We start from the raw sequence: 25,948 nt of genomic DNA, 5'->3' as shown, positions 1-25,948 counted from the left end.
GGTCGGGTGCGGTGTCAGTCCTTGTGGGGGCCGCAGGAGGGTCGGATGCGCAGTTCGTGCGTCACGACCCGGGAGGTGGGCGATGCGCCGTCCGTCGCCGCCGCGAGCATCGCGACAGCGGCGCGGGCGATGTCGGCGAGCGGCTGGACGGCGCCGGAGAGTTTCGGCACCGTGTAGTCGGACGCCTCGGTGCCGTCGAAGGAGATCACGGCCAGGTCGTCCGGGACCCGGACTCCGAGTTCCGCCGCCGCCGCGAGCAGACCGATCGCCTGCTGCTCGTTGGAGGCGAAGACCGCGCGCGGCCGCTCCGTCGTGGCGAGCAGGGCGCGGCCGGCCTCCAGACCGCCGCGGCGCGTGAACGGCGCCTCGACGACCCAGCGCGCGTCCGGCTCGATCCCGGCCGCGGCGAGCGCCTGCCGCCAGCCCTCGTACCGGTCTTGGCCGGTGTAGAGGTGCCGCGGCCCGGCAATGATCGCGAGGTCGGTGTAGCCGTGCTCCAGGAGGTGCTGCGTGACGTCGCGCGCTGCGCTGATGTTGTCGACCGCCACGGACGACGCTGTCTGGTTGGGGGCGACGCGGTCGAGCACCACCACCGGGACCTGGTTGCCCGCGAACGGGGCGAGGTCGGGGGCGTTGTCGACGCCGACGAACAGGAGCCCGTCGACGCGGCGGCGCGCGAAAGTCTTGAGGAGCTCGGTCTCGCGCGCCTTGCTCTCCGCGGAATCGCCGAGCAGCACCACGCGGCCCGCCTCGGACGTGGCGTCCTCCAGCTCGTGGGCGAGCGCGGCGAAGAAGGGGTTGGAGATGTCCGGGACGATCAGGCCGTAGCTGCCGGTGACCCCGGAGGCCAGGGCCTGCGCGATCGTGTCGGGCTCGTAGCCGACCTTCTCGATCGCTTCGAGCACGCGGCGCCGGGTGGCCGCGGAGACGGGACGCGGGCCGTTGTTGATCACGTAGCTGACGACCGCGGTGGAGGTCCCGGCCTCGCGGGCGACGTCCTCGCGGGTGACGCGGGCGGCACGCGGGCTCACGGGACCACCACCTCGTCCCGTGCGAGCACGCGGAGCGCGTCGTAGGAGTCGACGGTACCGAGCGCTGCCACAGCAGCGGAGCCTGCGGCGGCGCCCCGGCTCACGGCCGTCTCCAGGTCGGCGCCACGGGCGAGGGTGGCCGTGAGCGCGCCGACGAAGGCGTCTCCGGCTCCGGTCGTGTCCACGACGACGGCCGGAGCCGGGGCCGGCTGATGCCACTGACGGTCCCCCGTCGCGGCCACAGCGCCATCCGCGCCGAGGGTGATGACGACGGACTCCGCGACGGTCCCCGCCAGGCGCCGGGCGGCGTCGAGCGCGTCCGCGGCCCCGAACGACGCAGCGTCGCCGCCGCGGCCGAGCAGGGCCAGCGCCTCGGTCTCGTTGACGATCAGCGGATCGGCGAGCCGGAGGACGTCGGACGCGATGTCGACCACAGGCGCGAGATTGAGGACGAAGCGCAGGCCGCGGGCGGCGCACGCGCGGGCGAACGCCTCGACGGTCGCCGGGCGCAGCTCGCCCTGCGCGAGCCCGATCGCGCCGGGCGCGTCGAGCAGGGCGGCGGCCTCCGCCGACATGACGATGTCGGGTCCCAGCTCGGCGTTCGCCCCCGAGACGACCACGATGGTGTTCTCGCCGGTTCCGTCGACGGTGATCTGGGCGCTCCCGGTGACGGCGTCGGGAGCGACACGGAGGCCGGAGGTGTCCACACCGGCGCTCGCGAGCGCGTCGCGGACGAACGCGCCGCCGTCGTCGGCGCCGATCTGGCCGAGGAATCCCGTCGCCGCGCCCATCAGAGCGGCTGCGACGGCCTGGTTCGCGCCTTTGCCGCCGAGGCCGCGGCGACCGGCCGTGCCGAAGACGGTCTCACCGGGCTGCGGGAAGCGCTCGAGGTAGACGTACGAGTCGATGTTGGCGGACCCGAGGACCACGACGCGGGCGGCGGTGAGCGTGCGCTCGTCGTCGAAGCGTTCCACGGGGTGTCCTCTCCATCAAGGCGGCTGATCTACGCGCATTGTCTACGCGCGTAGCTCGGTGTTGATACGCAAACATAGACCGTCCGGGCGAGTGCCGTCAACAGAGGCCACTCGGGGCGCGGGGCGCGGTTCACGAGGCGAACACTGGTTCATGCCGGGAATCGATGAAGCGCATCCGAAACGGCGAAGTGCCGCGGGCGCGCACCGTGCGCCGCCGTGCGCGCCCTGTTCCGTGAGAGAGTGGCCCCATGGTGGTGCCCCTCGTGCTGGACCTCCTCGGCACGTTCTTCTTCGCCATCTCCGGCAGCCTGCTGGCCGCCCGGCGCGGGTTCGACGTGATCGGGTCCCTGCTGCTCGGCTCGCTGACCGGTCTCGGCGGCGGCGTGATCCGGGACGTCATCCTCGGCGTCACGCCGAACGCCTTCGCGAACCCGATCTATCTGGCCCCGCCGGTCGTCGCGGCCGTGCTGGTCTACTTCCTGGTCGGGGCCGTCGCGCGATTCCCGCGGACGCTGCTCGTCTTCGACGGCGGCGGCCTCGCGCTGTTCTGCATCACAGGCACGGTCATCGCCCTGGGCCACGGAGCCAATCCCATCTCCGCGGCCGTGCTGGGCGTGACCACCGCGGTGGGTGGCGGGCTCCTCCGCGACGTCGTCGCCAACCGCGACCCGCAGCTGTTCGATCCGCACGACCTTTACGCCGTCCCGGCGATGCTCGGGGCGGCGATCATCGTCGTGGTCTGGAGCGCGGGCGGCTACAACCCGTGGAGCGAGGCCGCGGTCGCGGCGCTGGTCTTCGCGTTCCGGATGCTGTCGCTGCGGTTCCGCTGGCACGTCCCCCTCGCCGCCGCGTCGCGCCACACGGTCTGAGCCTGAGTTCTCGTCGTAGGGGCGCGCCGGTCAGGCCGCGGTGCTGCGCTCCGCCAGGAAGGACGCGAGTTGCCCGGGGGTCCGGATACGACGCCTGGGCGCCGGGGTGCGCGGCCGCGTAGCCGCCCACCCCGACCGCGAACCGCGCGGCGTCCACCAGCGCGTCGCCCTCCGCCAGCCGGAAAAGCAGCGAGCCCATGAAGGCGTCGCCCGCGCCCGTCGTGTCGACGGCCGTGACCCGCACCGCGGCGACGCGCGCCGGGGCCGCGTCGCCGTCCACGATCAGGCAGCCGTCCGCTCCGCGGGTGACGACCGCGCGCGCGATCCCGAGCGCGGCGAACCCGTCGCGCACGGCGGCCGGGTCGGACGCGACGGCGCCCTCCGCGAGGCCGAGGAGCGCCTCCGCCTCCCCTTCGTTGACGAGCAGGACGTTGGCGACCGGGACGAGGCCGCGCGCGGTCTCGCCGAACGGCGACGGGTTGAGCACGACGGTCGCGCCGGCCGCGTGGGCACGCTCGGCGGCGGCGCGCACGGTCGCGGACGGCACCTCCAGGCACAGGCCGAGCACGGCCACCCCGTCGAAGACGTCGTCCGGAAGGTCGTCCGGCGCGAGCGAGCCGTTGGCGCCGGCGGAGACCACGATCGTGTTCTCGCCGTGGGCGTCCACGGTGATGAGAGCGGTGCCGGTCGCGACGCCGTCCCGGACGACCACGTGGGAGGTGTCCACACCGGCGGCGGCCACGGCCGAGCGCAGCAGCTCGCCGTGCGCGTCGTCCCCGACCGCGCCGACCAGCGCGACGTCGCCGCCGATCCGGCCGGCGGCGACGGCCTGGTTGGCCCCCTTGCCGCCGGCGCCGACCAGCAGGTCACCGCCGGCGACGGTCTCGCCGGCCCGTGGGAACCGCTCGGTGCGCACGACCAGGTCGGCGTTGAGCGACCCGACGACGACGATCCGGCCCGTGCTCACCGTGCGGCCTCCGGGGCGGCCACCTCGGCCGAGACGGGACGCGGGATGAGGAACGAGACGGCGAGCGCCGCGGCCGTGATGACAGCACCGAGGATCATCCCCGCAGAGTATCCGGTCGTGGAGTGTCCCGTCGCCCCCGTCGCGATCTGGATCGCCGGCAGCAGCGCGAAGCTGAGCCCGGCGCCGAGGTTGAAGGCGCCCGCGTTGAGGCCCGGCAGGAAGCCGGGGTTCGCAGCCGGGGAGAGCACGATCCCGAGGCCGTTCAGCATGATGTTCGCGATGCCCGCGTAGGTGATGCCGAGCAGCACGGTGGCGGCGATCAGCACCGGGAGGGAGTGCACGCCCACGAACGCCATGATCAGCGTGCCGATCACGCTGCCGGCCAGGCCGATCCGGAGGATGCGGCGGTAGCCGAGCGTCGGCGCGAGGCGTCCGGCGAGCGGGCCGACCACCCAGCCGACCAGCGCGTACGGGGTGAGGAAGGCGAGCGACGCGAGGTCCGGAGCCATCCCGAACCCGGCGTCCGGGTTCTGGGCGATGGAGGTGACCAGGCCGTTGACGACGGCGAACACGCCGGTCATCGTCAGCAGGGTGGTGAGCAGGAGCGCCCAGGTGGAGCGGGGCTTCAGCAACGGGGTCGGGATGAGCGGCTCGCTGCGGCGGTTCTCGATCGCCCAGAAGGCGGCGAAGGCGAGCACGGCGACCAGCAGCGCCCCGATCACGAGCGGCCAGTTCGCGGCGGCGAGCTTGCCGGCCTCGTTGAGACCGGTCAGCAGCGCCGCGAGCGAGAGGGCGAGCGGCAGCACGCCCCACCAGTCCATCCGCACCCCGGCGGACGGCCGGGACTCCACGCCCCAGGCGGCGAGCATGACCACGGCCACGACGGTGACTCCCGCGATCACCCAGAAGACCGCCCGGAAGCCGAAGGCCGTCGCAAGCCAGCCGCCGGCGATCGCGTCGATGCCGGCGATGCCGCCGTTGACGGCGGTGAGCAGGCCCATCGCGGCGCCGTAGCGGCGCGGGTCGGAGATCTCGGAGCGCAGCATGAGCAGGCAGATCGGGACGACCGGACCGGCGACGCCCTGGATGATGCGGCCGATGAAGAGCATCTCCACGTTCACGGCGAGCGCGGCGACGACGCTTCCGGCGAACATCACCACGAGCATCCCGAGCAGGACGCGCTTGCGGCCGGCGATATCGCTGAGGCGCGGGAGGAACAGCGAGAAGACGGCGGCGACCGTGAAGAACAGGGTCTGGGACAGGCCGATGGTGGCGTCGTCGCTGTGCAGCTCGCGTGCCATCGTCACGAGGACCGGGCTGAGCATGCTCGCGTTGAGCTGGAACGCGACGCACGCCGCGAGCAGGGCCGCGGTGAGGGCGGCTATGCGGACCGGGCGACCGGTCGGGGCGGAGGTGGCGACGGGGGCGGTCATGCGACGGCTCCCTTCGCGGCGGTGGCGGCGGTGGCGGCGGTCGCTGTGGCGGCCCCGGCCTCCGGGTCGCCGATGCGCTCGAGGGCGTCGACGACGAGGCCCCAGAACCGCTCGCGGTCCAGCTCGAGCGCCGCCCAGGTCGCGCAGTCGTCGGGCGCCGGACCGCGCCGGTCGGCCACGGTCATCCCCGTGGTCAGGCGTCCCTGCGTCTCGATCGCGATCGGCATGCGCTCGGCGCGCACGATCGTGGGATCGATCACGTACGCGACGGCGCACGGGTCGTGGACGGGCGGGCTGGCGAAGCCCTGCGCCTCCGAGTAGGTGTGCCCGAAGAAGTCGAGCAGCTCGCCGACGAAGCGGGCCGGAGCCGTGCCGACCGCGGCGATGCTCGCGCGCACCTCCGGGGTCGCGAGGGCCTGGTGCGTCAGGTCGAGACCGACCATCACGACCTTCCAGCCCGCGCTGAAGACGATGTCCGCCGCCTCCGGGTCGATCACGATGTTGAACTCCGCGACCGGGCTCCAGTTGCCGACGTGCACGCCGCCGCCCATGAGGACGACCTGCTTGACCCGCTCGACGATCCGCGGCTCGCGGCGCACGGCCAGCGCGATGTTGGTCAGGGCACCGGTCGGGACAAGCGTGACGGTGCCGGGCTCGTGCGCCATCACGGTCTCCACGATGAGGTCGACCGCATGCCGGCCGTCGAGCTCGATCAGCGGCTCGGGAAGGACGGGACCGTCGAGGCCGGACTCGCCGTGGATGGACGGCGCGACCTCGATCGGGCGCACCAGCGGACGGTCGGCGCCGGCCGCGAACGGGACGCCGGCGATGCCGGCGACGCGCGCGACGGACAGCGCGTTGCGGGTGACCTTGTCGAGGGTCTGGTTGCCCGCCACGGTCGTCACGGCGAGCAGCTCGATCTCCGGGTTTCCGTGGGCGAGCATGAGCGCGATCGCGTCGTCGTGACCGGGATCGCAGTCGAGGATGATCTTCTCCATGGGGTGGAGCCTCCGCTTCTTCGAGGAACGTAAAACGTTTGACACGATAAGCCTAAAGCGCTTGACGCGCAAACGGACCGGCCCTCGGTATCATGGGCGGGTGTCGACGCCGCCCCCTCCCCCGCCGCGCAAGCGGGTGACTGCGGCGATGGTCGCGGAGCGCGCGGGCACGAGCATCGCCGCCGTCTCCCTCGTCGTCAACGGCAAGCATCGCGGCCGGATCTCCGACGAGAACGCGGAGCGCGTGCGCGCCGCTGTACGCGAACTCGGCTATGTGGTCGACAGCACCGCGAGCGCGCTGGCCCGCGGCACGAGCGACGTCGTCGTCCTGCTCGCCCCCGACCTCCCGAACCCGTTCTTCGGTCGCGTGATCAACGCCGTGCAGGAGGCCTTCGGCTCGCGCTTCCAGCTGCTGCTGTTCGCCTCGCCGACCGGCGAGCAGCCGTCTGTCGCCGACGTGCGCCGCCTCGCCGCGCTGCGCCCGGCCGGGCTGCTCGTGTCGGCTCCGACGGCGGCGTTCCTGGACGACGCGCCCGCGGGAGTCCCGCTGGTGCTGCTGGACGCGCCCGGGCTGGAGGACCGCGCGCCGACCGTCAACTACGACCTCGCGTCCGGGGTGCGCGCGCTGATCGCGCACCTCGCCGAGCGCGGCCACACCGTCATCGGCTACCTCGACGGCTCGACCCCGGCCGCGACCTACGACCTGCGCCGCACGCTGCTGGAGGCGGAGGCCGGGCGGCGCGGGATGAAGCTGCTCACGACGCCGCACGTCCGCAGCCGGCCGGACATCGCCGAGGCGATGGCCGCGACCCAGGCGGCCCTGCCGGCCTGGCGAGCCGCCGGCGCCACTGCCGTGATCGCGGCTTCCGACACCCTTGCGCACGGCGTGCTCGCAGCGTGCGCGCGGGCGGGCCTGCGGGTCCCGGAGGACCTCGCGGTCGCCGGATTCGACGACCTCCCCGCCTCCTCCGTCACGGCCCCTGCCCTGACCAGCGTCGCGCTGCCGGGCGACCTGCTCGGCTCGGTCGCCGCCCGCCTCCTGGTCTCGCTGATCGACGGCGGCGACGCACCGGAGACCCAGGAGCTCCCAGCTGAGCTCGTGGTGCGTGCCTCGACCGGCTGAGGGTCCACGTCGCGTCGAGGGACGTGCGGCGTGCCGAGCGCGTACGTCAGGAACGGCGGCTCAGAATCGCGCCAGCCACGCTCGGGCGATGTTGTACACGCCGGAGGCGATGAGCCCGAGCCCCACCACGACGATCACGATGCCGCCGAACGGCAGCTGCTGCAACGCGGCCAGGCCGCCCGCAAGTCCCGTCGCGGTCGCCGGCTGCGCACTGATCGCCGCGACGATGAAGGCGACCCCCGCGAGGACGACCACGACACCCTTCGCGATGTAGCCCACCACGCCGAGGACGACGATCACGTGCCCGGCGGCGCCGCTCGGCACGTGGACGTCCTCACGGAATTTGCGGCGGATCCCCTTGACGACGAAGTACCCGCCGACCGCGCCGGTCACCAGGCCGAGCACTCCCAGCCCGACCTGACCTGCCGGTGACGCGAGGATTCCTGCGCTGACCTGGCGTGTCGTGGTGCTGGCGTGCGTGGGATGCCCCTGGGCGAAGGCGACCGCCGTGAAGCCAAGGGCGGCGTAGGCGACAGCCTTCGCGACGTACTCGCCGCGCGCGATCCAGCGGTCCGCGGTCGACCCGGCTCTCACCAGCACCGCCTCGGTCAGCAGCCAGAGGGCGAGGGCGAAGAGTCCGACGGCGGCGATCCAGAGGACGATGAACCCGCCCGGGATCTTGCTCACCTCGCCGAGGGCTCCGGTCTGGTCGGCCTCCCCGGCGTGCGCCGCGCCGAGCTGGATGGCCAGACCGCCCAGCAGGACCTGGATCAGGCCGCTGGCCACGAATCCGGCGCGCGCCGGGATCTCGAGCAGCTTGCTGTCGCCTGCCGTGCGCGCGGCCTTCCGGAGCTGCGCCTTGCCCTCCGCTGCGGTGCTCATGGCGTGAACCTAGTCCTCTTCGATGCTGCGGAGCACGGTCCAGCCATCCCCGGGCGCGAGGGCGAGTTCGCCGTCGCCCTCCGGGGAGTGCGCGAAGAACACCGCAGAGCCTTCCCGCTCGCCCGGGCCGCCGTAGGTGGAGAGCAGGTCGTCGCCCGCCGGCGAGCGCAGGACGTAGGCGCGTTTCGGGAGGAGTTCGCTCCAGTCGGTCACGACCTCCTCGGTGTCGTCGGTCATGCCCGGCGCAGCCAACCGAAGAGTCCCGTCTTCTGCGGCCGGAACCAGACCGCGTAGACCGCGATCTTGGCCTCGGCGAGAACGGCGAAGGAGCCGAGCGAGCGTCCGTCGCCGGCCGACGCGACGAACCCGTCGTTCGTCTGCTCGATCATTCCGAGGTAGGCGGACGGAGTCTCGGCGACCCAGAGTCCCTCCACCGGCTGGCGCCACGCGAGGTGCTCGCTCTGGGCGGGCGCTGCGGCCATGCGGGGGCTGCGGCGCACCCGGGTCTCGGTGCGCTGCGGAAGCGGTCGTGCTGCCTTAACCGCGATCGTCATGACTTTCCCTTCGGGCCGGACACTGCTGTGGAGATCGATGAAGTAACTAGAGTTTCTAGCTAATCGGGGGTCTCGACAAGTTTTGCCCGGGGGGTTGATTCGAGGACTTCGACCTGCTAGTGGCATGGTGATCGAGCATCTAGAAACTCGTGTAGCTAGACACGCTAGCGATCCGCTAGGCTCATCCCGCACGTTCGACAAGCGGAGGGAAAGCGCAATGGGGACACTGATCTACGACGGCGAGAGGATCGCCTTCGAGGACCGGACGCTGGCCCACCTGCAGGCGGCCATCACCACCAAGCTGCGGCGGCGCGAGCCCTTCCTGCTGAGCTGGAAGCGCGAAGAACCGGGCCTCCCGGTGCGCAAGTCGCTGTGGATCGACAACGCGATCCCGATCCGCTATGAGTTCGAGCGCGCCGACCTCGGCGGCCTGAACGGGGCGTGGCTCAACAGCATGATCGAGATGGCCGGACGCACCAGCGGGCTGCTCGTGACCGAGGAGCCCACCGACCTGGGCGAATACCGCGACCGCCGCGACCGCTCCAACGTGCGGAGTGTCGCAGTCAGCTAGTCTCTAGCTTCTCTAGCTTGTAGATGGTCTATCATCTGTTCCATGACGACGGACAGCAGGAGTCCGGCGCCCCACTACTGGTACAGCGCCGAGACGGACCGCGAGCGCGCGATCGAGGTCCTCGAGCACCTGCGCGCCTACGGCGCGGCCGACAGCGCCATGCAGCGCCGCTCCGAGAAGGCCCTGCGGCTGAACGAGAACGACATCTCCGCACTGCGCTACCTGCTTCGCGCGCACGAACACGGCACGACGGTCGGGCCGCGCGAGCTCGCCGAGTATCTGGGCATCCAGAGTTCGTCCGTCACCGTCCTCCTCGACCGTCTCGAGAAGGGCGGCCACATCCGGCGCGTCCCGAGCCCGTTCGACCGGCGTGCGCTGATCATCGAGCCGACGGTGCCGACCGACCAGCTGCAGCGCGCCATCCTCGGCGACGTCCGTGAGGAGCTGGTCGCAGTGGCGTCCGGCCTGACGCCGGAGGACGCGGAGACCATCGTGGACTTCATCGACCGCCTCCGCGAGGCGGTCGACCAGCTCGACACACCCCGCGCCGCGGACACGACCACGAGGCGGCGCACAGCCAAGGCGGCGGCGAAGGCACCATCGCACTAAGATCGTCCCGATGAGCGAGGCGCCCTGGTACGACGCGGCGCCCCCGCACGCCGTCCGCGTCATCTCCTCGCTGCGCGACTACCGCACCGCCGAGCAGGCGATGCGCCGCCGCACGCGCGAGTCCATGCGCATGGGCGAGGCCGACCTGAAAGCTCTGCGGTTCCTCCTGAAGGCCGAGGCGGAGGGACGCCACGCGACCCCCGTCGAGCTCGGTGCGCACCTGAACATCAAGTCGTCATCGGTGACCGCGATGCTCGACCGGCTGACCGCGTCCGGCCACGTCACCCGACACCCGCACCCGCAGGACCGCCGCAGCCTCACGATCCGCGCCACGCCGGGGGCGGACGAGGAGGTCAGGCACACCCTGACCGCGATGCACCGCCGGATGCTCGCCGTCGCGTCCGGGCTCGACCCGCGGGCGTCGGCGACGGTCATGGCGTTCCTGGCTCAGCTCACGGTGATCGCGGAGCAGGGCGAGCGGGCCTCGGCCGACTGACCGAATCCGGCCGACACCGTGTCCCGGATCGGCTTTCGGGCGCCCGGTGCCGGAAATAGGTTCTTTCCATCCCACAGCCGCCCGGCCCGCGGAGCCCCCCTCGGGCACCCGATCCGGACCCTCCGCACCGGCAGGCGGCGCTCTCCCGCATCGTCGGGGCGGCCCGGCGTCGTGCGCGGCCTCCCCCGGAAGGAACCGTCATGCGCCCGCACGCAGACACCACCATCGACGACGACCTCGTCGCCCGCAGCCGAGCCGGCGACAACGCGGCGTTCGCCGAGCTCTGGCGTCGCCACTCCGGCGCCGGCCGCCGGTTCGCGGCCTCGGTGACCTCCGCCTTCGACCCCGACGACCTCGTGTCGGAGGCGTTCGCCCGGATCTACCGGGCGCTCCGGAACGGCAACGGACCGGTGCGCGGCTTCCGCGCCTACCTCTACACGACGATTCGCAACGCGGCCGCCGGCTGGGGGACGGCCCGGCACGAGATCGCCGTCGAGGATCCGGGCGAGTTCCGCGACGAGTCGTGGACCGAGGAGCATCAGGACGTCGTCTGGGAGCGGTCCAGGGTCGCCGCCGTCCTCGGCGCGCTCCCGGAGCGGTGGCGCAACGCGCTCTGGTACAGCGAGGTCGAGCAGCTCACCTCGTCGGAGGTTGCCGGAGTCCTCGGGATCTCGCCGAACGCGGCGGCCGCGCTGACCTACCGGGCGCGCGAGGGCCTGCGCCGGGCCTGGGACGCGCAGCTCGCCGCCTGAGTGCGATACCGTCCGGAGCTCTTCGCGTCCGTGCCGTCCGCAATGGGGAAGCGCATACTTCTTCCCATGGAGCCGACACCGGAGAGGACGCTCGCGGACGGCCGGGTGTCGTCCTTCGCGACCGGCGACGTGGACGAGGCGCGCAACGTCGGGTCGCAGATGTTCTACGGCGGAGCCATCCGCCCGACCGGCCGCGGCTTGGACTTCGAATGCCGCGTCGTCGGCACCCGTGTCGGGCCGGTCTCGCTCGGCCTGGTGGGCTTCGGCACCCGGGTGAGGATCGGATTCCGTGATCTCGAGGGCTCGTACGGGGTGAGCGTCCCGGCCCGCGGGCCGCTCGACCAGCAGGTCGGATCGCACGGATTCACGGCCACGCCCGACGTCGCCTCGGTCTACGGGCCCATCGACGCGCTCGAGGTCGACGGCTGGCAGTCTCCCGGCGACCGGCTCGCGCACGTGCGGTTCGACCGGGCCGTGCTGGAGGGCGAGCTCTGCCGCATGCTCGGCGTCGACGCGGTGGAGGAGATCCGGTTCCCGTACCTCCTGGACATCCGCACCGGCCGCGGAGCCGAGTGGATGCGCCTCGCCCGGGTGCTGCTCGGCGCGCTCGACGGTCCGAGCGGCCTGGCCGGCAACACGCTGTTCTCGACGCAGCTCACGAGCGCGCTGATGACGGGGCTGCTGCTGGCGACCGACCACCAGTACCGGGAGGCGCTGGAGTCACCGTCCCGGCCGGCGCCGCCCGCGACGGTCCGCCGCGCCGCGGCCTTCATCGACGAGAACGCCCACCTGCCGATCACCGTGCCCGACATCGCAGCGGCGGCCGGGGCGAGCGTCCGCACACTCACCCGCGGATTCCGCGACCACCTGGGCACCAGTCCCGGCGCCTATCTCGCGCGGGCGCGCCTGGACGGCGCCCACCGCGATCTGGCCGTCGGCCGCCCGGAGACCACATCGGTCTCGCAGGTCGCGGCGGACTGGGGATTCTTCAACCTGGGCCGCTTCGCGAGCCGCTACCGCGCGACCTTCGGGGTGCTGCCGTCGCAGACCCTGCGCGCGGGGGCGTGAGCGGCTGAGCCACGGTCTCCGACTGCTGCTTCCCGGGTCTTGCGCGATCGAATGTATGCGCATACGGTACGCGAGGTGATCGCTCTGCGGGAGTGCGTTCCCGCGCGAGCAGTTGTCGACGAAGACACGAAACGGAGACCGTCCCATGACCAGACCCCATCCGCCGCGGCGTTCACGCCGCACCACCGCGATCGTGCGGGCCGGCGCAGCAGCCGTCTTGGCCGTCGCCTCCCTCGCGACGGCTCAGACGGCTTTCGCCACCGGCGCGCCGGGCGAACAAGGCCAGAACGCCCCAGGCCAGAACGCCCACGGCATGCAGGGCATGAGCGCCCAGCCGCCGCTCACCGACGCCCAGAGGGCGAGCCTGCTCCAGGTCGCCGAGGACACCTGGAACTTCTTCCAGAACGACACCGACCCCGTCACCCACCTCCCGCTCGACAACCTCGGTCCGGGGACCACGAGGGGCCAGTACACCTCCGCCGCGAACATCGGCACCTACCTGGAGGCCGTGGTCTCCGCCGGCGACCTCGGCATCGTCAAGCGCCCCCAGGAGCGCGCGCTGATCTCGTCCACCCTGGACACCGTGGCCACGCTGAAGCGCTCGCACGGCTTCCTGTTCCAGTGGTACGACACCACCAACGGCCACACCATCCTGAACCCGGGCGCCGCCGACTGCTCCACCGAGACCACGCCGAAGCAGGACAACTGCTCGTTCCTCTCGGCGGTCGACAACGGCTGGTACGCGTCCGGCCTGCTGGTCGCACGCCAGGCGCTCCCCGAGCTGCGGAAGCAGATCGACGCGCTGATCGCGCCGATGGATTTCTCGATCTTCTACGACAATCGGGCGCAGACCGCGTGCAACACGAACCCGGCCATCGCGGGCAACCAGCCCACCGGCCAGATGTACGGCGGCTACTACGCCGACCAGGGGCCGGCCGGTTACCACAACGGCGCGCTCTACAGCGACCCGCGCATCGCGATGTACATCGGGATGGGCCTCCACCAGATGCCCGGCGACGTCTGGTGGCGAACCTGGCGCACCCTCCCGCCGAAGCAGTGCCCCACGGATCCCGACTTCTCCTGGCAGGGCCAGTGGCCGGTCGGCGGTGACTGGCAGAAGTACACCGACCCGCAGAGCGGCAAGGTCTTCAACGTCTGGGAGGGCCACTACACCTACCCCGGCACCGCGATGACGTTCCTGCCGACCTGGGGCGGCGGAATGTTCGAGGCGATGCTCGCCAACGAGATCGTCCCCGAGACCATCTGGGGGCCGAACGGCTTCGGGCTGGCCGACGTGAAGACCGCGCAGGTCCAGGAGAAGTACGCAACGCAGACCCTCGGCTACCCGGTCTGGGGGATGTCGCCGTCGAGCACCGCCGACGACACCGGCGGCTACGGCATCTACGGCGCCACCGGCCAGAAGTTCCCCGCCGGCCAGGCGCTCGCCCAGTGCCCGGGCTGCTCGACGGAGGACGTCGTCACACCGCACGCGTCGTTCACGACGCTCGGCGTCCTGCCGCAGGACGCCTTCGCCAACATCCAGAAGCTGCGCACGCTCTACCCGGGCATCTATACCCCCGACGGCGGCTTCTACGACGCGGTCAACCCGGCGACCGGCCAGATCGGCCACCGCCGCCTGGTGCTGGACCAGTCGATGATCATGATGTCGATCGACAACGCCCTGCGGGACGGCGCCCTCCGCCGGCACTTCGCGGACGACCCCGCGTCGTGGGCGGCGAAGACGTACCTGGGGATGGAGACGATGACGTTGAAGTAGGCAGGCGACGAGCGTAAGAATGCGCCCCCGAGTGCGAGGCACCGGGGGCGCATTCTTGCGCGGGGTCAGCGGCTCCGCGGGCCGGATGACCCATCGACACGCGAGCGGACCCACCACCACACCAGCGCGAGACCGATGCCGACGCCCCCGAGCAGGTTGACCCCACTCGAGCCGTAGAGCGGCCTGCCGAGGCTGAGACCGACGATGAGCAGGGCGACGACGGCGCCGGCGATAGCACCGGTCGCGAAGCCGATCACTCGTTCCAGCGACTTCATGTCGGGGCCGCTACTGCGCCCAGCAGATGAAGCCGGAGAAGGCGACCTCGACGCCTGTGCCATTCCGGGAGCAGGCCTCGATCGAGGCGGCACTCCACGTCAGCATTGCGGGCATGATGGCTGACACCGCCCCGATGGGGCCGCCTGCGGCCGTGACGATGATCGAGGCGACCGTGGTCGCACCCACACCAGCACGCAGCGCGTCGATCACCTTCTTCGTGTTGCAGGAGTCGAGCTTGGCGTGCCACCCCAGCCAGTCGCTCCACATGCTGTTGGATCCTCGGCAGGCGGCTCGCGCCTGCTGCGGAGGAAGGCCGGTCATAGCCGCGGCCGGCGCGCCGACCACCCGGCCGCCGGCGAGGATGACGCCCCGCGCCCACTCTGTGGCGACGCGCTCGTCTACGCCGAGCGCCAGCGCCGTGGTGTAGTCGAACGCGCCACCAGCAGTCGCCCTCTCGATGGCCGGAAGGTCGTTGTCGAGCTCAGCCAGCTCTGCCGCTTGCGCGGAGGTCAGGTGCGAATCTGCGCCTTCGGACAGCGTCATCCCGCCGTCGTCGAGGAGCGCGCTCATCGTGCTTCGCGTTGGCTCGGCGGCCTGCACCGGCACGACGGGGAGCAGGGCGAGCGCACTCGCGGTTGCCAAAGCCGCCAGACCCGTTGCGGTTTTCGTGAGCTTCATGGAAGGCCTCTCTCGTCGTTGAAAGTGTGAAATCTCAGGCATAGCACCTGAGATTACACACGATAGCGGAGCCACAATCGGGTGGCAACCGTTGGGCGTCGTCGTGATCGGCGCCTCCCTGGCGAGTCTCTGAGCTTCTTCAGCCGCGTTTCCCAGGTGTTCACCCGATGGGGGCCCGGGCCCTCGGCCGCGACCCGGTACACCTACCAGGGCCTCACCCACGGCGGCGGCACGGACGCCATCTCGGTCTCGCACGGCTCCATCATCGTGAGCGCCTCCAACCCGAGCGTCCCCAACGGCCCGGCGGCGTACCGGGTCGCTCTGCAGGGCTCCGACGCCGTGCTCACCCCCGTGCTCTTCGACAACAGAGTCGCGACCAGCGCCAACGCGTCCACCGCGGGCCAGCAGGTCCAGCTCGCCCTCACGGACCCGGACTCCAACACGATCGTCCAGCGCTCCAGCGCCCGCTTCGGGGGTTCGTTCCTGCTCGACGCGCAGGGCGACCAGCAGCTGGTGTTCCTGAACCCGTCCGCCCGCCACGACGCGGCCGCCCACGGCGTCCAGGTGCTGTCGGTCGCCCAGCCGGTCGACGACACGGCCTTCGCGACCGCGTCGCACCGCACCCTGTGGGCCACCGACCCGGCGCACGACACCGTCGACGAGATCACGGGTCCGTTCACGCCCGGCGAGGCCGTCTCCACCGTCACCCCGGACAGCGGGCCGACCTCCCTCGCCCGGCTCAGCCTGACCGATGCCTCGCTGACCCCGATCCCCGGCCTCACCACGGTCACGCCGAAGGGTCTGCTGTTCGCCAGCGGCGCGCACGGCGAGGGCGCCCAGGACCAGCGGTAGTCAGTCGACGCGCGCGCTCCGTGCCGTCGCGACGGCGCCGGCACGGAGCAGCGCGCTCGCGCCCACGACCACATACAGCACGGCAGCGGCCACGAACCCGACGGACATCAGGAACGACAGCCAGCCGCTGCCGGTGAACAGCGTCCCGATGCCGGCGAGGAACGTCAGGATGATCACGACGAACGCCCACAGCGCGGCGCGCGGAGCGATGTCCTCGCGACGGGCGGTCAGCCAGGCCCGCACCGAGACGACGATCAGCCCGATGCCCACGAGAGCGTGCAGGCCGAGGACGACACCGGCGACCACGCGGGCGGCGCCGACGTTCTCCTCCGGGCTCCCGATGAGGTTCGCCGCCATCCCGAGCAGGAACTGCACGGCGAGGGCACTCAAGGCCTCGCGGGAGCGGCGGGCGACGCGTGCTGGAGAAGCGGGCAAGGTGCGCGCGACGGACATGGGGGTCCCTTTCACTCGACGGATCGCAACGTTCGGGCCCATCCTCGCCGGGCGACGGGTCGGCGTCATCCGGCCGGTGGAGTAGGTGCGGCTACTCTCCGGGGAGCAGTGGGACGGCGCGTACACTCCGGGGCATGACCGCCGCGAAGATCCTGCTCGTCCGCCACGGTGAGAGCACCGCCAACGTCGCCGCCACGGCCGCGGAGGCCGCCGGCGAGGAGGTGATCGCCGTCGAGGCGCGCGACGCCGACGTGCCGCTGTCCGAGCTGGGCGAGCGGCAGGCGGCTGCGCTGCGTCCCCGGCTGGCGGCCGAGCTGGCGGCGGATCCCCGCGGTGCGCTGGTGTGGAGCTCGCCGTACCGCCGTGCGGTGAGCACGGCCCGGCTCGCCCTGGACGGCGACGCGTTCGTCGTCGATGAGCGCCTGCGCGACCGCGAACTCGGCATCCTGGACGCCCTCACCCGACGCGGCGTCGACACGCGGCTGCCCCAGGAGGCGGCCCGGCGCCGCTGGCTCGGGACCTTCTACTATCGACCACCCGGCGGCGAGGCGTGGACCGATGTCGCGCTGCGGCTGCGCTCGTTCGCCCGCGAGCTGCCGCCCGCCGACGGTCGCCCCGTGCTGGTGTTCACGCACGACGCCGTCGTGAACCTCTTCCTCTACGTCCTGCTGGGCTGGACGGAGGAGGAGCTGAACGCGTACCTCCTCGACCGCGTCGTCGGCAACGCCACGGTGACCACCCTCGTGCCCGACGGGGCCCGCTGGCGGGTGGAGGCCTTCGCGGACGACGCGCACCTGACCGCGGCGGGCCTGCCTGCCACCGCACATCCCGGAGCGGCCCATGTCACCGAGTGAGTCCGCGCGTCAGCGCGTCGACGCTGCGCTGCTGCGCAGCTGGCCGCTCCCGGAACCGGGTGACTCGAAGAAGTCGCGCGGCGACGTCGTCGTGGTCGGCGGAGCGCCCCGGTCGCCGGGCGGCGCGCTGCTCGCCGGCCGCGCTGCCCTGCGCGTGGGCGCGGGCCGGCTCACCTTGGCGATCGCGTCCTCCGTCGCGGCAGAGACGGCCGTCGCCTTCCCGGAGTGCGGCGTGGTGCCCCTGCGCGAGAACAGGCGGGCGCGCGTCCGGGGCTCGGCCCTGGCGGCGGCGGCCTCCGATGTGCGCGGGGCCGACGCCGTGCTGCTGGGACCAGGGTTGGACGACATCGGCGAGACCCGGCAGATGCTGCGGAAGCTGGCCGGGCTCGCGAGCCGGCAGAGCACCGTCGTGCTCGACGCCTTCGCTCTCGGAGCGCTGTCCGGCCGGCGCGTCCCGGCGCACGACACGATCCTGACCCCCAACAAGGAAGAGGCGGCCGTGCTGCTCGGCCGCCGGCTGCGCGACGAGCAGGCGGACATCGCCGAGATCGCGCGGCGGTATCGCGCCGTCGTCACCTGCCACAACGTGGTCGCAGCGCCCGACGGCCGGATGTTCCTCGTCGAGGGCGGCGGACCGGGGCTCGGCACGTCGGGCAGCGGGGACGCCTTGGCGGGTGCGATCGCCGGCCTCGCCGCACGCGGGTGCTCCCCCGTGCAGGCGGCGGTGTGGGGCACCTTCCTGCACATGGCGGCCGGCGCCTCACTCGCCCGCGCGGTCGCCCCGCTGGGCTTCCTGGCCTCCGAGATCGCCGACCGCCTTCCGTACGAGCTCGCAGCGGTGGAGCAGGCCCCGGTCGACTAGCCTACGGGGATGACCGATCAGTCCCGCGCAGACGACATCTCCATCGGCGGTGAGGCGATCCGCCTCGGCCAGTTCCTGAAGTTCGCCGGGTTCCTCGACTCCGGCGGGGCCGTGAAGGAGGCCATCCTCGACGGCCTGGTGACCGTGAACGGCGAGGTCGACCGCCGGCGCGGACGGCAGCTCCAGGTCGGCGACATCGTGGGCTTCGAAGGTCGCCGGCTCCGCGTCCGTCCGTGACCGCCGTGAGCGCGGCGCTGGGCCGCGCTCACGGGTGCAGGATGGGCGCATGAAGCTGACGCTCGACCTGCACGACATCTACAACCGGGGCGGCGACATCGATCGGGCGCTGCGCGGGATCATCGCGGACGCGGTCGCCAAGAAGGCTCCCCTAGTCGAGATCATCCCCGGAAAGGGCTCAGGCGCGCTGAAGAAACGGGTGCTCCGCTTCCTCGACCAGCCGGAGATCAAGGCGCAATACCACCGGGTCGAGAAGGACTCGAAGAACTTCGGGCGGGTGTTCGTGCACTTCCGGTGGAAGTGAGGGCGCTTACGCGCTCAGACGCGGGTAGTCCGTGTAGCCTTCGGCGCCCGAGCCGTAGAACGTCGCCGGGTTCGGCTCGTTCTCCGGGTGCTCGCCCTTCCAGCGCTCCACGAGGTCCGGGTTCGCGATGGCGAGCCGGCCGACGGCCACGGCGTCCGCGTGCGAGTCCTCGACCAGAGCGATCGCCTCGTCGCGCGTGGTGACGGAGCTGAAGCCGCTGTTCACGATGAACGGGCCGCCGACGCGCTCGCGCAGGTCCTGGACGAGCGCGCCGGTGGGCTCGCTGTGCAGCACGCTGACGTAGGCGAGGCCGAGCGGCGCGATCCCGTCGACGACGGCCTCGTAGGTGGCGGTGGCGTCGGCGAGGTCCGTCTCGAAGACATCCTGGATGTTGTGCATCGGCGACAGCCGGATGCCCACCCGGCCGGCGCCCACGGCATCGGCGATCGCCGTGGTCACCTCGACGACGAAGCGGGCACGCGCCTCCGGGGAGCCGCCGTACTGGTCGTCGCGGACGTTGGAGACCGGCGACAGGAACTGGTGCAGCAGGTAGCCGTTGGCGCTGTGCACCTCCACCCCGTCGAGACCCGCTTCGATGGCGTTCTTCGCCGCCGCCACGAACTCCTCGCGCACCGTCGCGAGCTCGTCGGTGGTGAGCGCGTGCGGCACCGGGAAGGCGACCTTGCCGGTGGTCGTGCGCGTCTCGCCGTCGATCGCGACGGCGCTCGGGGCGACGATGCGGTCCGTACCGTTGATGAGCGGGTGCGAGACGCGGCCGCTGTGCATGAGCTGCATGACGATGCGGCCGCCCCGGGCGTGCACCGCGTCGGCGACGGCGCGCCAGCCGGCGATCTGCTCGTCTGTGACGATGCCGGGCTGGCCGGGGTAGGCACGCGACTCGTGGCTCGGGTAGGTGCCCTCGGTGATGATCAGGCCCACGCTCGCCCGCTGCGCGTAGTGCTCCGCCACCAGCGGTCCGGGGACGCCGGCGTCGCCCGAGCGCGTGCGGGTGAGCGGCGCCATCACGACGCGGTTGGGAAGGTGGAGGTCGCCGAGAGAGACGGGGGAGAACAGATCCATCGAGGTGATGCCTTTCGGTGTGGGACGCGCACCCGGGTAGGGGTGGCGGTTGCGCGGTCGGGCGCAGCCTCTCGGTCGAACGACGTCCGCGTCCGCACTATTCCTCCATCGGCCCGGAGGGAAGCCGTTGACGATCCCGAGTTGAACCGGTTAAGCTGCGGCAGTTCCTTACCCAGACGGCCGATGACGCCCACCCGGAGAACCCATCCGCGGAAAGGACGGCACGGCTGCCGCCTCGACGGAAGCAGGTTCACGGTGCCCACATCCCCACGACAGCCGATCGCTCCGGCCCCGTCGCATCGACGCTCCCTCGGATCGGCCGTCGTGGCCGGTGCCGCGGTCCTCGGCGTGCTCCTGTCCACGCAGACCGCCGTCGCCGCCCCGCCCGCTGCGCCGTCCGACCTCGGACCGAATGTGATCGTCTTCTCGCCGGACATGCCGCAGGCCGACATCCAGGCGAAGGTGGACTCGATCTACGCGCAGCAGGTGAACAACGAGATGGGCACGGAGCGGTACGCGCTCCTGTTCAAGCCAGGGACATACGGGTCCGCGGGCACGCCGCTGGACATCAAAGTGGGCTACTACACCGAGGTCGACGGCCTCGGCCAGGACCCGTCGGCCGTCACCATCAACGGAGGCGTGACGGCGACGGGCAAGAACGGCAGCGGCGCGCTGGACACCTTCTGGCGCTCGGTCTCCAACCTGACCATCCACGTGGTCCCGACCTCCGACGGGTGCCACACCGGCAACGAGATGTGGGCGGTGTCGCAGGCCGCGCCGATGCGGCGCGTGGACGTCAAGGGCTACACGACGTTCATGCCTTACTGCGACAACCCGAACTACGCGAGCGGCGGCTTCGTGGCCGACTCGCGGCTGGAGGGGGGCGCGCTCAACGGCTCGCAGCAGCAGTTCTACGTGCGCAACAGCGACCTCGGCTCCGGCTGGTCCAACGCCGTGTGGAACCAGGTGTTCTCGGGCGACATCAACGCCCCGGCGCAATCGTTCCCGAACCCGCCGTACACCACGCTGACCGCGACGCCGGTGTCCCGCGAGAAGCCGTACCTGTACGTCGACGCGGACGGGAACTACCGCGTGTTCGTCCCCAGCGCACAGACGAACTCGGCAGGCACGACCTGGGCGAACGGCCACACCCCGGGGCAGTCGCTGCCGTTGAGCAGCTTCTTCGTCGCCCACCCCGGTGACTCGATCGCGAAGATCAACTCCGCGCTGGCCCAGGGGAAGAACCTGCTCGTCACGCCGGGCGTGTACGACGTCGCGCAGAGCATCGCGGTGAAGCGGGCCGACACCGTCGTCCTCGGGCTCGGGATGGCCACGCTGACGGCGCAGGACGGCGCCGTCCCGCTGACGGTGGCCGACGTCCAGGGCGTCGACATCGCCGGTCTGACCTTCGACGCCGGCCCGGTGAACTCGCCCACCCTCCTCCGGGTCGGCAGCGGCCACGACAAGGGCGGCCCGCACGTGGCCAGCGCGAGCGACCCGACCGCCTTGCAGGACGTGTTCTTCCGCATCGGCGGCCCGCACGTCGGCAAGGCCACCACGAGCCTGGAGGTCAACAGCGACCACACCATCCTCGACGACGTCTGGGCGTGGCGGGCGGACCACGGAGTGGCCGGCTCGGTCGGCTGGACGGTGAACACGGCCGACACCGGAGTCGTCGTGAACGGCGACGACGTGACCGCGACCGGTCTCTTCGTCGAGCACTACCAGAAGTACAACGTCGTGTGGAACGGAGAACGCGGCCGGACCGTCTTCTTCCAGAACGAGCTCCCGTACGACGCGCCCGACCAGGCCGCGTGGCAACACGACGGCACCGACGGGTACGCGGCCTACAAGGTGGCGGACACCGTGCGGAGCCACGAGGCGTGGGGCCTGGGCAGCTACATCTACACCAACGTCGACCCGACGATCCACGCGACGCAGTCGTTCGAGGTCCCCGACACGCCTGGCGTGGTCATGCACGACCTCAGCACCGTCGCACTGAACACGAACGCCGGCACCATCGATCACGTGATCGACGGCCAGGGTTCCGCCGCAACGGGAACGAACAGCGGCAAACCGCAGACCGTCACCACCTACAGCAACGGGGTGGCGCAGTAGGCGCCATTCCGTAGCGAAGAACCTGTGGCCCGGGCGCGCGAACCCGGGCCACAGGTGCGAGACGGACCGGTCTCCCGGGAATCTCCGATCACCGGTGACGCAGCACCCGGTGAAGCTGCCCGTGCGTTGCGGGTGCGCACACCAGATCCGCCAGCCCCAGCTCGATCACGGCGAGCCGAGCTCTCAGGACGGTCGAGCGCGGGAGGCCGGTCAGTTCCGCGAGCCACGAATGGCTCGCGGTTGAGATCCCGCCGCGCGAGGCCGCGGACGCCTCGCAGCGCGCGACCGCGAGCACGCACTCGCCGTCGATGCCCTTAGCGGCCAGGATCGGCGACGCGTCAGGGCGCGCCAGAGCGCGCTGGACCGCGGCCAGCCACTCGTCGCAGTCCTCGAAACGGGCGTCCTCCACGGGCTATCGCCTGCCGAACCGGATCATGCGCCCGAGCCCGCGGCGGTTCTGCTCCCCAGGCTCGACTCCGGTCTCCTCGTCCTGACCGCTCCGGCGGTCGGCGAGCCGGATAGGGAGAAATCCGATGAACTGACAGCGCGTGCAGCTCAGCAGGTGGCTGTGGACGGCCAGGCCCACGCCGAAGAAGGGGTTGCTGACGACCCGTGCGCGGGCGCCGCAGAGCGGGCACGGACCCGGTCGCTTCGGCCGTTCCGACTCTCTCATCGGGCGCCGACCGCGCTTGTGTGTTGCATTCGCTTCCGCCTCGACTCGTTCTCCGGCTGCCCTCGCAGTGCGGCGCAGAAGGTGCGGTGGCCCCCGCCACCCGAAGGCGGGGGCCACCACCAGTCGCCACCTAGGGGACGCGGCGACGAGTCAACGTTATGAACGGCGAGGCCTGGCCGATATCCGCCCTGCGCGGCCGGCTGTCCGAAAAGCGCGTGCGGTGCGGCGGCTCCTGCCGAACGATCTCGCCGTCGTCAGCGCCGGGGTCTCAACCGTCGAGCCGGCGGCGGAGCTCGGCGTTCTCGGCCTGCAGCTCGAGCACCCGCCCGACGCCCGCGAGGTTGATCCCGTCGCCCTGCAGCACCGCCACCTCGCGGATCGCGGCGATGTCGTCGTCGCTGTAGCGGCGCGTGCCGCCCTCCGTGCGGGCGGGGGTGACCAGGCCCTTCTCCTCATAGAGGCGGAGCGTCGCGGCCGGGAGCTCCGCCAGCTCCGCGGCCACGGCGATGCTGTAGAGGGGGAGACTCCCTGGCCGGTCCGTCATCCTCAAAGTTTCCTGTTAATCGGAAGTTTTGTCAAGCGGTGGGTGTATTAAATCTACATCACGCGCTGTAGGTAATCTCATTGATCCGCAGGATGGGAGGCTCCGAGATGCAGACGGCGATCGAGACGGCCACGGCAGGGTTCGCAGACCTGATCTGCTCCGACCCGGACTGGGTGGAGGCCGAGTTCGCCGCAATCGTCGCCCGTTCACGCTTGGAGCCTCCCGTCCGCGTCAGCGCCTCAGGCCCGCGTGCTTCGGGTCCGGGCGCCGGGGCATCCGCAGGGCCGCGCAGGCTTCGTCCTCGGCCGGAGTGGGGGGAACGCGACCGACGCCTCCGTGCGGTGGCGCGCTACCCGCCGACACTGGACCGACCCGCACGAAAAACCGCACACCACGATGAAAGGAGTCCACACCCATGGCCATGTCGTTCGATCCTTTCAGCCAGCTGGACAGGATCGCTCAGAGCGTCTTCGACACCAGCCGCCAGCCGCGCATGATGCCGGTCGACCTGTCGCGTGAGGGCGACAAGTACCTGCTCAATGCGGACCTCCCGGGCATCGATCCCGGATCCATCGACATCGACCTGGACGGCCACCTGCTGAGCATCCGCGCGCAGCGCTCGGCGGGCGAACGCCAGAACAGCCGCTGGCTCCTCCAGGAGCGGCCGTTCGGCAGCTACCTCCGCCAGTTCACGATCGGGGACGACGTCGACACCGACGGAATCAGCGCGAGCTACGACAACGGCGTGCTCAGCGTCCTGATCCCGATCGCGGAGAAGGCCAAGCCGCGCAAGGTCAGCGTCGGATCGGCGTCGGAGAGCCACAAGGCCGTCACCGCCTGAGCGACGGCCCGGCGAGCGGGCTCCACGCCGGTGCAGGCCGGACCGCATGATGCGGGCGGCGCGCCTCGCTCGCCCAGTACGACCGGAGGCCGCCCCTCACGGGGCGGCCTCTTCGTGTCACCACCGTACGTCGTCGAGTGCGAGGAGATCACAGACCGTCGCCGAGGTGACCGTCGCCGAGGTGAACGACGAGCCGGTTGTGCACCTCGGTGACGTTGGGGGACGACCAGGCGGTGCGCTCCGCCTCGTGCTTCTCGATCCACGAGCGCACGCTCCCGCTGAGCGTCAGCTCCGTCCCCTCGACGGTGACCACGATGTTGCGCGCATCCAGCGCGGCGTTGCGGATGATCGCCTCCCTGACGCGGTGCTCGACGTCCTGCGCGTCCGGGCGGCCGGTCAACTGGATGCGGTTGTCCACCGCGTGCACGCCGTCGATCCTCCGCACCGCTTTCGCCGCCGCCGTCCGCTGATAGTTCCAGTCGACCAGGCCGCTCAGGATGACCATGTGGCCCTGCACTTCGAGGTGGACCTTGTCCTCCGGGATTCCCGACGTCCAGCGCAGCACATCGTCGACCGCCTTCGCGAGCGCCAGGCCTTCCGGTTCGCCGAGGATGTGCCGGAGGTGCAACTCGTCGTTCACCGCGCGGACTCCGACCACCCGCTGGGCGGCGGTGACCGCCGTCAGGCGTTGGCTGAGCGACCCGACCTCGCCGCTGAGGGTGACGACGCCTCCATCGACGGCGACGCCGATATGGGCCGGCTCATCCAGCCCGGGTTGCCAGCCCAACTCGGACTGGACGTCGTGACGGATCTTCAGGTCCTCCGCGGAATGCGTGACGATCTTCGTGTTCATGGTCCCAGACTGAGGCCCGGACGGGTGGGTCAGGAGGGGCGAAGGTCCCGCCGCTCGAACTCGAGAGGTCCGGTGCGGCGGCGCGACGTCAATCAACGTCGGGCGACCGGGCGACGTTCTGCTCCTCGATCTCCGCGGGGAGCCCCGAGTCGTAGACGAAGACCAGGCGCGCGGGCACCTCTCCGGCGAGCACGCGCGCGACGGCCCGGTTCACATCGCGGATGTCGCTCCGGGCGGCCACGACCCTCGTGCGCCCGGCTGCGTGCAGGGCGAAGACCTCGGCGAGGTCCTGGCGTGTGCCGACGATCGACCCGATGACCGAAATCCCCTTGAGGACGGTGTCGAAGACCGGGACGGTCAGCTCGCCGCCGGCGGGGAGCGAGACCAGAATGAGACGTCCTCCCCGATTGAGCGAGCGGTAGGCCTGGTCGAACACGCTGGACGCGACCGCGAAGACGATCGCAACGTCGGCCCCGCCGAGGTGGTGGATGACGGTGGACGGGTCCACGTCCGTGGCGTTGATCGCGTGGTCGGCGCCGAGCTCCACCGCCAGTTCGAGCTTCTCCTCCTCGATGTCCACGGCGACCACCTGCGCCCCGACCAGTCGGGCGTATTGGATGGCCAGGTGTCCCAGACCGCCGATGCCGAACACCGCCACCCGCTCCCCAGGGACCACGTGCGCGGCCTTGATCGCGGCGTAACTCGTGACCCCGGCGCAGGTGAGCGGCGCGGCGTCGATCGGCGACACGTCGTCGGGCACCGGGACCGCGAACCGGGCGTCCGCGAGCGCGTACTCGGCGTAGCCTCCGTCGACGGCGTACCCGGTGTTGTACTGCTTCTCGCACAGGTTCTCCCGGCCGTCGACGCAGTACCGGCATTCGCCGCACGCGTGCCCGAGCCAGGGCATCGCCACGCGCTGGCCGAGGGTGCGGGAGGTGACACCGTCGCCGAGCCGCTCGACGATCCCGACGCCCTCATGGCCGGGAACGAAGGGGAGGGTGGGCTTGACCGGCCAGTCGCCGTTGATGGCGTGGATGTCCGTGTGACAGAGGCCGCACGCCTCCAGCCGCACGAGCACCTGCCCGGGGCCTGGGGACGGGATCGGGCGCTCCTCGATGGTGAGCGGCTGCTGGAACTGGGTGACGACGGCTGCGCGCATGGCAACTCCTTCCGGTGCGCCCAGTGTCGCCGCGGATCTGCGGAACGGGATGGGCCGAAG

General features: G+C 71.5%; 30 protein-coding genes and 1 pseudogene. 15 read left to right on the top strand and 16 right to left on the bottom strand.

Annotated features, from left to right (window positions below; translation table 11 throughout):
- Positions 1-14 precede the first annotated feature (14 nt).
- Positions 15-1,031 carry a LacI family DNA-binding transcriptional regulator gene (locus AC1ROW_RS14130; RefSeq protein ID WP_493019550.1) on the bottom strand — a complete coding sequence of 339 codons (1,017 nt, stop codon included), beginning with the start codon at positions 1,029-1,031 and terminating at the stop codon, positions 15-17.
- Positions 1,028-2,005 (bottom strand): ribokinase, encoded by a 978-nt coding sequence (locus AC1ROW_RS14125; protein WP_493019549.1) that lies wholly within the window; start codon positions 2,003-2,005, stop codon positions 1,028-1,030. The genes AC1ROW_RS14130 and AC1ROW_RS14125 overlap by 4 nt, the downstream gene beginning before the upstream one ends.
- A gap of 248 nt (positions 2,006-2,253) precedes the next feature.
- On the opposite strand from AC1ROW_RS14125, the gene AC1ROW_RS14120 reads away from it, so the two are divergent.
- A complete protein-coding gene (locus tag AC1ROW_RS14120; RefSeq protein WP_493019548.1) occupies positions 2,254-2,874 on the top strand; it encodes a trimeric intracellular cation channel family protein in 621 nt (206 codons plus the stop codon).
- 91 nt (positions 2,875-2,965) lie between these two features.
- On the opposite strand, the pseudogene AC1ROW_RS14115 reads toward AC1ROW_RS14120, so the two are convergent.
- From AC1ROW_RS14115 to uriH, 3 genes and pseudogenes are all read right to left on the bottom strand, one after another.
- Positions 2,966-3,841 (bottom strand): annotated as a pseudogene (locus AC1ROW_RS14115) (ribokinase); the annotation flags it as partial.
- Positions 3,838-5,274, bottom strand: a complete 1,437-nt coding sequence (gene uriT, locus AC1ROW_RS14110; RefSeq protein WP_493019547.1) for a uridine transporter UriT — start codon at positions 5,272-5,274, stop codon at positions 3,838-3,840. The gene uriT and the pseudogene AC1ROW_RS14115, both read right to left, overlap by 4 nt.
- Positions 5,271-6,272 (bottom strand): uridine-preferring nucleoside hydrolase UriH, encoded by a 1,002-nt coding sequence (gene uriH / locus AC1ROW_RS14105; RefSeq protein ID WP_493019546.1) that lies wholly within the window; start codon positions 6,270-6,272, stop codon positions 5,271-5,273. The genes uriT and uriH overlap by 4 nt, the downstream gene beginning before the upstream one ends.
- Positions 6,273-6,372: 100 nt before the next feature.
- On the opposite strand from uriH, the gene AC1ROW_RS14100 reads away from it, so the two are divergent.
- Positions 6,373-7,395 (top strand): LacI family DNA-binding transcriptional regulator, encoded by a 1,023-nt coding sequence (locus AC1ROW_RS14100; protein ID WP_493019545.1) that lies wholly within the window; start codon positions 6,373-6,375, stop codon positions 7,393-7,395.
- Between the two features lie 60 nt (positions 7,396-7,455).
- Here the strand turns inward: AC1ROW_RS14100 and AC1ROW_RS14095 are convergent, their stop codons facing one another.
- The 3 genes from AC1ROW_RS14095 to AC1ROW_RS14085 are packed head-to-tail and all read right to left on the bottom strand — an operon-like array spanning position 7,456 to position 8,831.
- Positions 7,456-8,277, bottom strand: coding sequence for a DUF1206 domain-containing protein (locus AC1ROW_RS14095; protein ID WP_493019544.1), 822 nt, complete (start codon positions 8,275-8,277; stop codon positions 7,456-7,458).
- 9 nt (positions 8,278-8,286) lie between these two features.
- Positions 8,287-8,514, bottom strand: coding sequence for a hypothetical protein (locus AC1ROW_RS14090; protein ID WP_493019543.1), 228 nt, complete (start codon positions 8,512-8,514; stop codon positions 8,287-8,289).
- Entirely contained in the window at positions 8,511-8,831 is a 321-nt protein-coding gene (locus tag AC1ROW_RS14085) for a hypothetical protein (RefSeq protein WP_493019542.1), read from the bottom strand. The genes AC1ROW_RS14090 and AC1ROW_RS14085 overlap by 4 nt, the downstream gene beginning before the upstream one ends.
- 217 nt (positions 8,832-9,048) lie before the next feature.
- Between AC1ROW_RS14085 and AC1ROW_RS14080 the strand changes: the two genes are divergently transcribed.
- The 6 genes from AC1ROW_RS14080 to AC1ROW_RS14055 all read left to right on the top strand — a co-directional run bounded on the left by AC1ROW_RS14080 (position 9,049) and on the right by AC1ROW_RS14055 (position 14,104).
- A complete protein-coding gene (locus AC1ROW_RS14080) occupies positions 9,049-9,402 on the top strand; it encodes a DUF7882 family protein (RefSeq protein ID WP_493019541.1) in 354 nt (117 codons plus the stop codon).
- Positions 9,403-9,444: 42 nt separating this feature from the next.
- Positions 9,445-10,011, top strand: a complete 567-nt coding sequence (locus AC1ROW_RS14075; protein ID WP_493019540.1) for a MarR family winged helix-turn-helix transcriptional regulator — start codon at positions 9,445-9,447, stop codon at positions 10,009-10,011.
- Between the two features lie 10 nt (positions 10,012-10,021).
- Complete coding sequence (locus tag AC1ROW_RS14070) at positions 10,022-10,507, top strand: MarR family winged helix-turn-helix transcriptional regulator (protein ID WP_493019539.1); 486 nt, start codon at positions 10,022-10,024, stop codon at positions 10,505-10,507.
- A 200-nt stretch (positions 10,508-10,707) separates the two neighbouring features.
- Complete coding sequence (locus AC1ROW_RS14065) at positions 10,708-11,259, top strand: RNA polymerase sigma factor (RefSeq protein ID WP_493019538.1); 552 nt, start codon at positions 10,708-10,710, stop codon at positions 11,257-11,259.
- A gap of 66 nt (positions 11,260-11,325) precedes the next feature.
- Positions 11,326-12,327, top strand: a complete 1,002-nt coding sequence (locus AC1ROW_RS14060) for an AraC family transcriptional regulator (protein ID WP_493019537.1) — start codon at positions 11,326-11,328, stop codon at positions 12,325-12,327.
- A gap of 145 nt (positions 12,328-12,472) precedes the next feature.
- Positions 12,473-14,104, top strand: a complete 1,632-nt coding sequence (locus AC1ROW_RS14055; protein WP_493019536.1) for a glucoamylase family protein — start codon at positions 12,473-12,475, stop codon at positions 14,102-14,104.
- A gap of 65 nt (positions 14,105-14,169) precedes the next feature.
- Here the strand turns inward: AC1ROW_RS14055 and AC1ROW_RS14050 are convergent, their stop codons facing one another.
- Complete coding sequence (locus AC1ROW_RS14050) at positions 14,170-14,379, bottom strand: hypothetical protein (protein WP_493019535.1); 210 nt, start codon at positions 14,377-14,379, stop codon at positions 14,170-14,172.
- Positions 14,380-14,389: 10 nt separating this feature from the next.
- Positions 14,390-15,058 (bottom strand): hypothetical protein, encoded by a 669-nt coding sequence (locus AC1ROW_RS14045; RefSeq protein ID WP_493019534.1) that lies wholly within the window; start codon positions 15,056-15,058, stop codon positions 14,390-14,392.
- A 156-nt stretch (positions 15,059-15,214) separates the two neighbouring features.
- Here AC1ROW_RS14045 and AC1ROW_RS14040 point away from each other — a divergent pair, with 156 nt between their 5' ends.
- Positions 15,215-15,910: a hypothetical protein gene (locus tag AC1ROW_RS14040; RefSeq protein WP_493019533.1), complete on the top strand. Its 696-nt coding sequence runs from the start codon at positions 15,215-15,217 to the stop codon at positions 15,908-15,910.
- Here AC1ROW_RS14040 and AC1ROW_RS14035 read toward each other — a convergent pair whose 3' ends face one another.
- A complete protein-coding gene (locus tag AC1ROW_RS14035; RefSeq protein ID WP_493019532.1) occupies positions 15,911-16,363 on the bottom strand; it encodes a hypothetical protein in 453 nt (150 codons plus the stop codon). It abuts the gene before it with no gap.
- Between the two features lie 134 nt (positions 16,364-16,497).
- On the opposite strand from AC1ROW_RS14035, the gene AC1ROW_RS14030 reads away from it, so the two are divergent.
- Genes AC1ROW_RS14030 through AC1ROW_RS14015 form a run of 4 tightly spaced genes read left to right on the top strand, consistent with a single transcriptional unit; the run spans position 16,498 to position 18,620 of the window.
- The gene (locus tag AC1ROW_RS14030; RefSeq protein ID WP_493019531.1) at positions 16,498-17,217 is read left to right on the top strand and encodes a histidine phosphatase family protein; all 720 of its coding nucleotides are present in this window, start codon (positions 16,498-16,500) and stop codon (positions 17,215-17,217) included.
- On the top strand, positions 17,204-18,079 hold the full coding sequence (locus AC1ROW_RS14025) for an NAD(P)H-hydrate dehydratase (protein ID WP_493019530.1): 876 nt from the start codon (positions 17,204-17,206) through the stop codon (positions 18,077-18,079). The genes AC1ROW_RS14030 and AC1ROW_RS14025 overlap by 14 nt, the downstream gene beginning before the upstream one ends.
- 9 nt (positions 18,080-18,088) lie before the next feature.
- Positions 18,089-18,316 (top strand): RNA-binding S4 domain-containing protein, encoded by a 228-nt coding sequence (locus AC1ROW_RS14020; protein WP_493019529.1) that lies wholly within the window; start codon positions 18,089-18,091, stop codon positions 18,314-18,316.
- A gap of 49 nt (positions 18,317-18,365) precedes the next feature.
- On the top strand, positions 18,366-18,620 hold the full coding sequence (locus AC1ROW_RS14015; RefSeq protein ID WP_382461460.1) for a Smr/MutS family protein: 255 nt from the start codon (positions 18,366-18,368) through the stop codon (positions 18,618-18,620).
- Between the two features lie 6 nt (positions 18,621-18,626).
- Here AC1ROW_RS14015 and AC1ROW_RS14010 read toward each other — a convergent pair whose 3' ends face one another.
- Entirely contained in the window at positions 18,627-19,700 is a 1,074-nt protein-coding gene (locus tag AC1ROW_RS14010) for an alkene reductase (RefSeq protein ID WP_493019528.1), read from the bottom strand.
- A 255-nt stretch (positions 19,701-19,955) separates the two neighbouring features.
- Between AC1ROW_RS14010 and AC1ROW_RS14005 the strand changes: the two genes are divergently transcribed.
- On the top strand, positions 19,956-21,818 hold the full coding sequence (locus AC1ROW_RS14005; protein WP_493019527.1) for a pectate lyase-like domain-containing protein: 1,863 nt from the start codon (positions 19,956-19,958) through the stop codon (positions 21,816-21,818).
- A gap of 88 nt (positions 21,819-21,906) precedes the next feature.
- Here the strand turns inward: AC1ROW_RS14005 and AC1ROW_RS14000 are convergent, their stop codons facing one another.
- Positions 21,907-22,227: a hypothetical protein gene (locus AC1ROW_RS14000; protein WP_493019526.1), complete on the bottom strand. Its 321-nt coding sequence runs from the start codon at positions 22,225-22,227 to the stop codon at positions 21,907-21,909.
- A gap of 532 nt (positions 22,228-22,759) precedes the next feature.
- On the bottom strand, positions 22,760-23,035 hold the full coding sequence (locus AC1ROW_RS13995; protein ID WP_493019525.1) for a MerR family transcriptional regulator: 276 nt from the start codon (positions 23,033-23,035) through the stop codon (positions 22,760-22,762).
- Between the two features lie 415 nt (positions 23,036-23,450).
- On the opposite strand from AC1ROW_RS13995, the gene AC1ROW_RS13990 reads away from it, so the two are divergent.
- Complete coding sequence (locus tag AC1ROW_RS13990) at positions 23,451-23,876, top strand: Hsp20/alpha crystallin family protein (protein WP_493019524.1); 426 nt, start codon at positions 23,451-23,453, stop codon at positions 23,874-23,876.
- 148 nt (positions 23,877-24,024) lie between these two features.
- Here AC1ROW_RS13990 and AC1ROW_RS13985 read toward each other — a convergent pair whose 3' ends face one another.
- Both AC1ROW_RS13985 and AC1ROW_RS13980 read right to left on the bottom strand, forming a co-directional pair.
- Positions 24,025-24,729 carry a BON domain-containing protein gene (locus AC1ROW_RS13985; protein WP_493019523.1) on the bottom strand — a complete coding sequence of 235 codons (705 nt, stop codon included), beginning with the start codon at positions 24,727-24,729 and terminating at the stop codon, positions 24,025-24,027.
- A gap of 88 nt (positions 24,730-24,817) precedes the next feature.
- On the bottom strand, positions 24,818-25,888 hold the full coding sequence (locus AC1ROW_RS13980) for an alcohol dehydrogenase catalytic domain-containing protein (RefSeq protein ID WP_493019522.1): 1,071 nt from the start codon (positions 25,886-25,888) through the stop codon (positions 24,818-24,820).
- Positions 25,889-25,948: the final 60 nt, after the last annotated feature.

It is taken from the genome of Leifsonia sp. GW821-FHT13C09 (assembly GCF_058806435.1).
The sequence above is the reverse complement of the archived record's forward strand: the minus strand, read 5'-3'. Positions and strand labels throughout refer to the sequence as shown.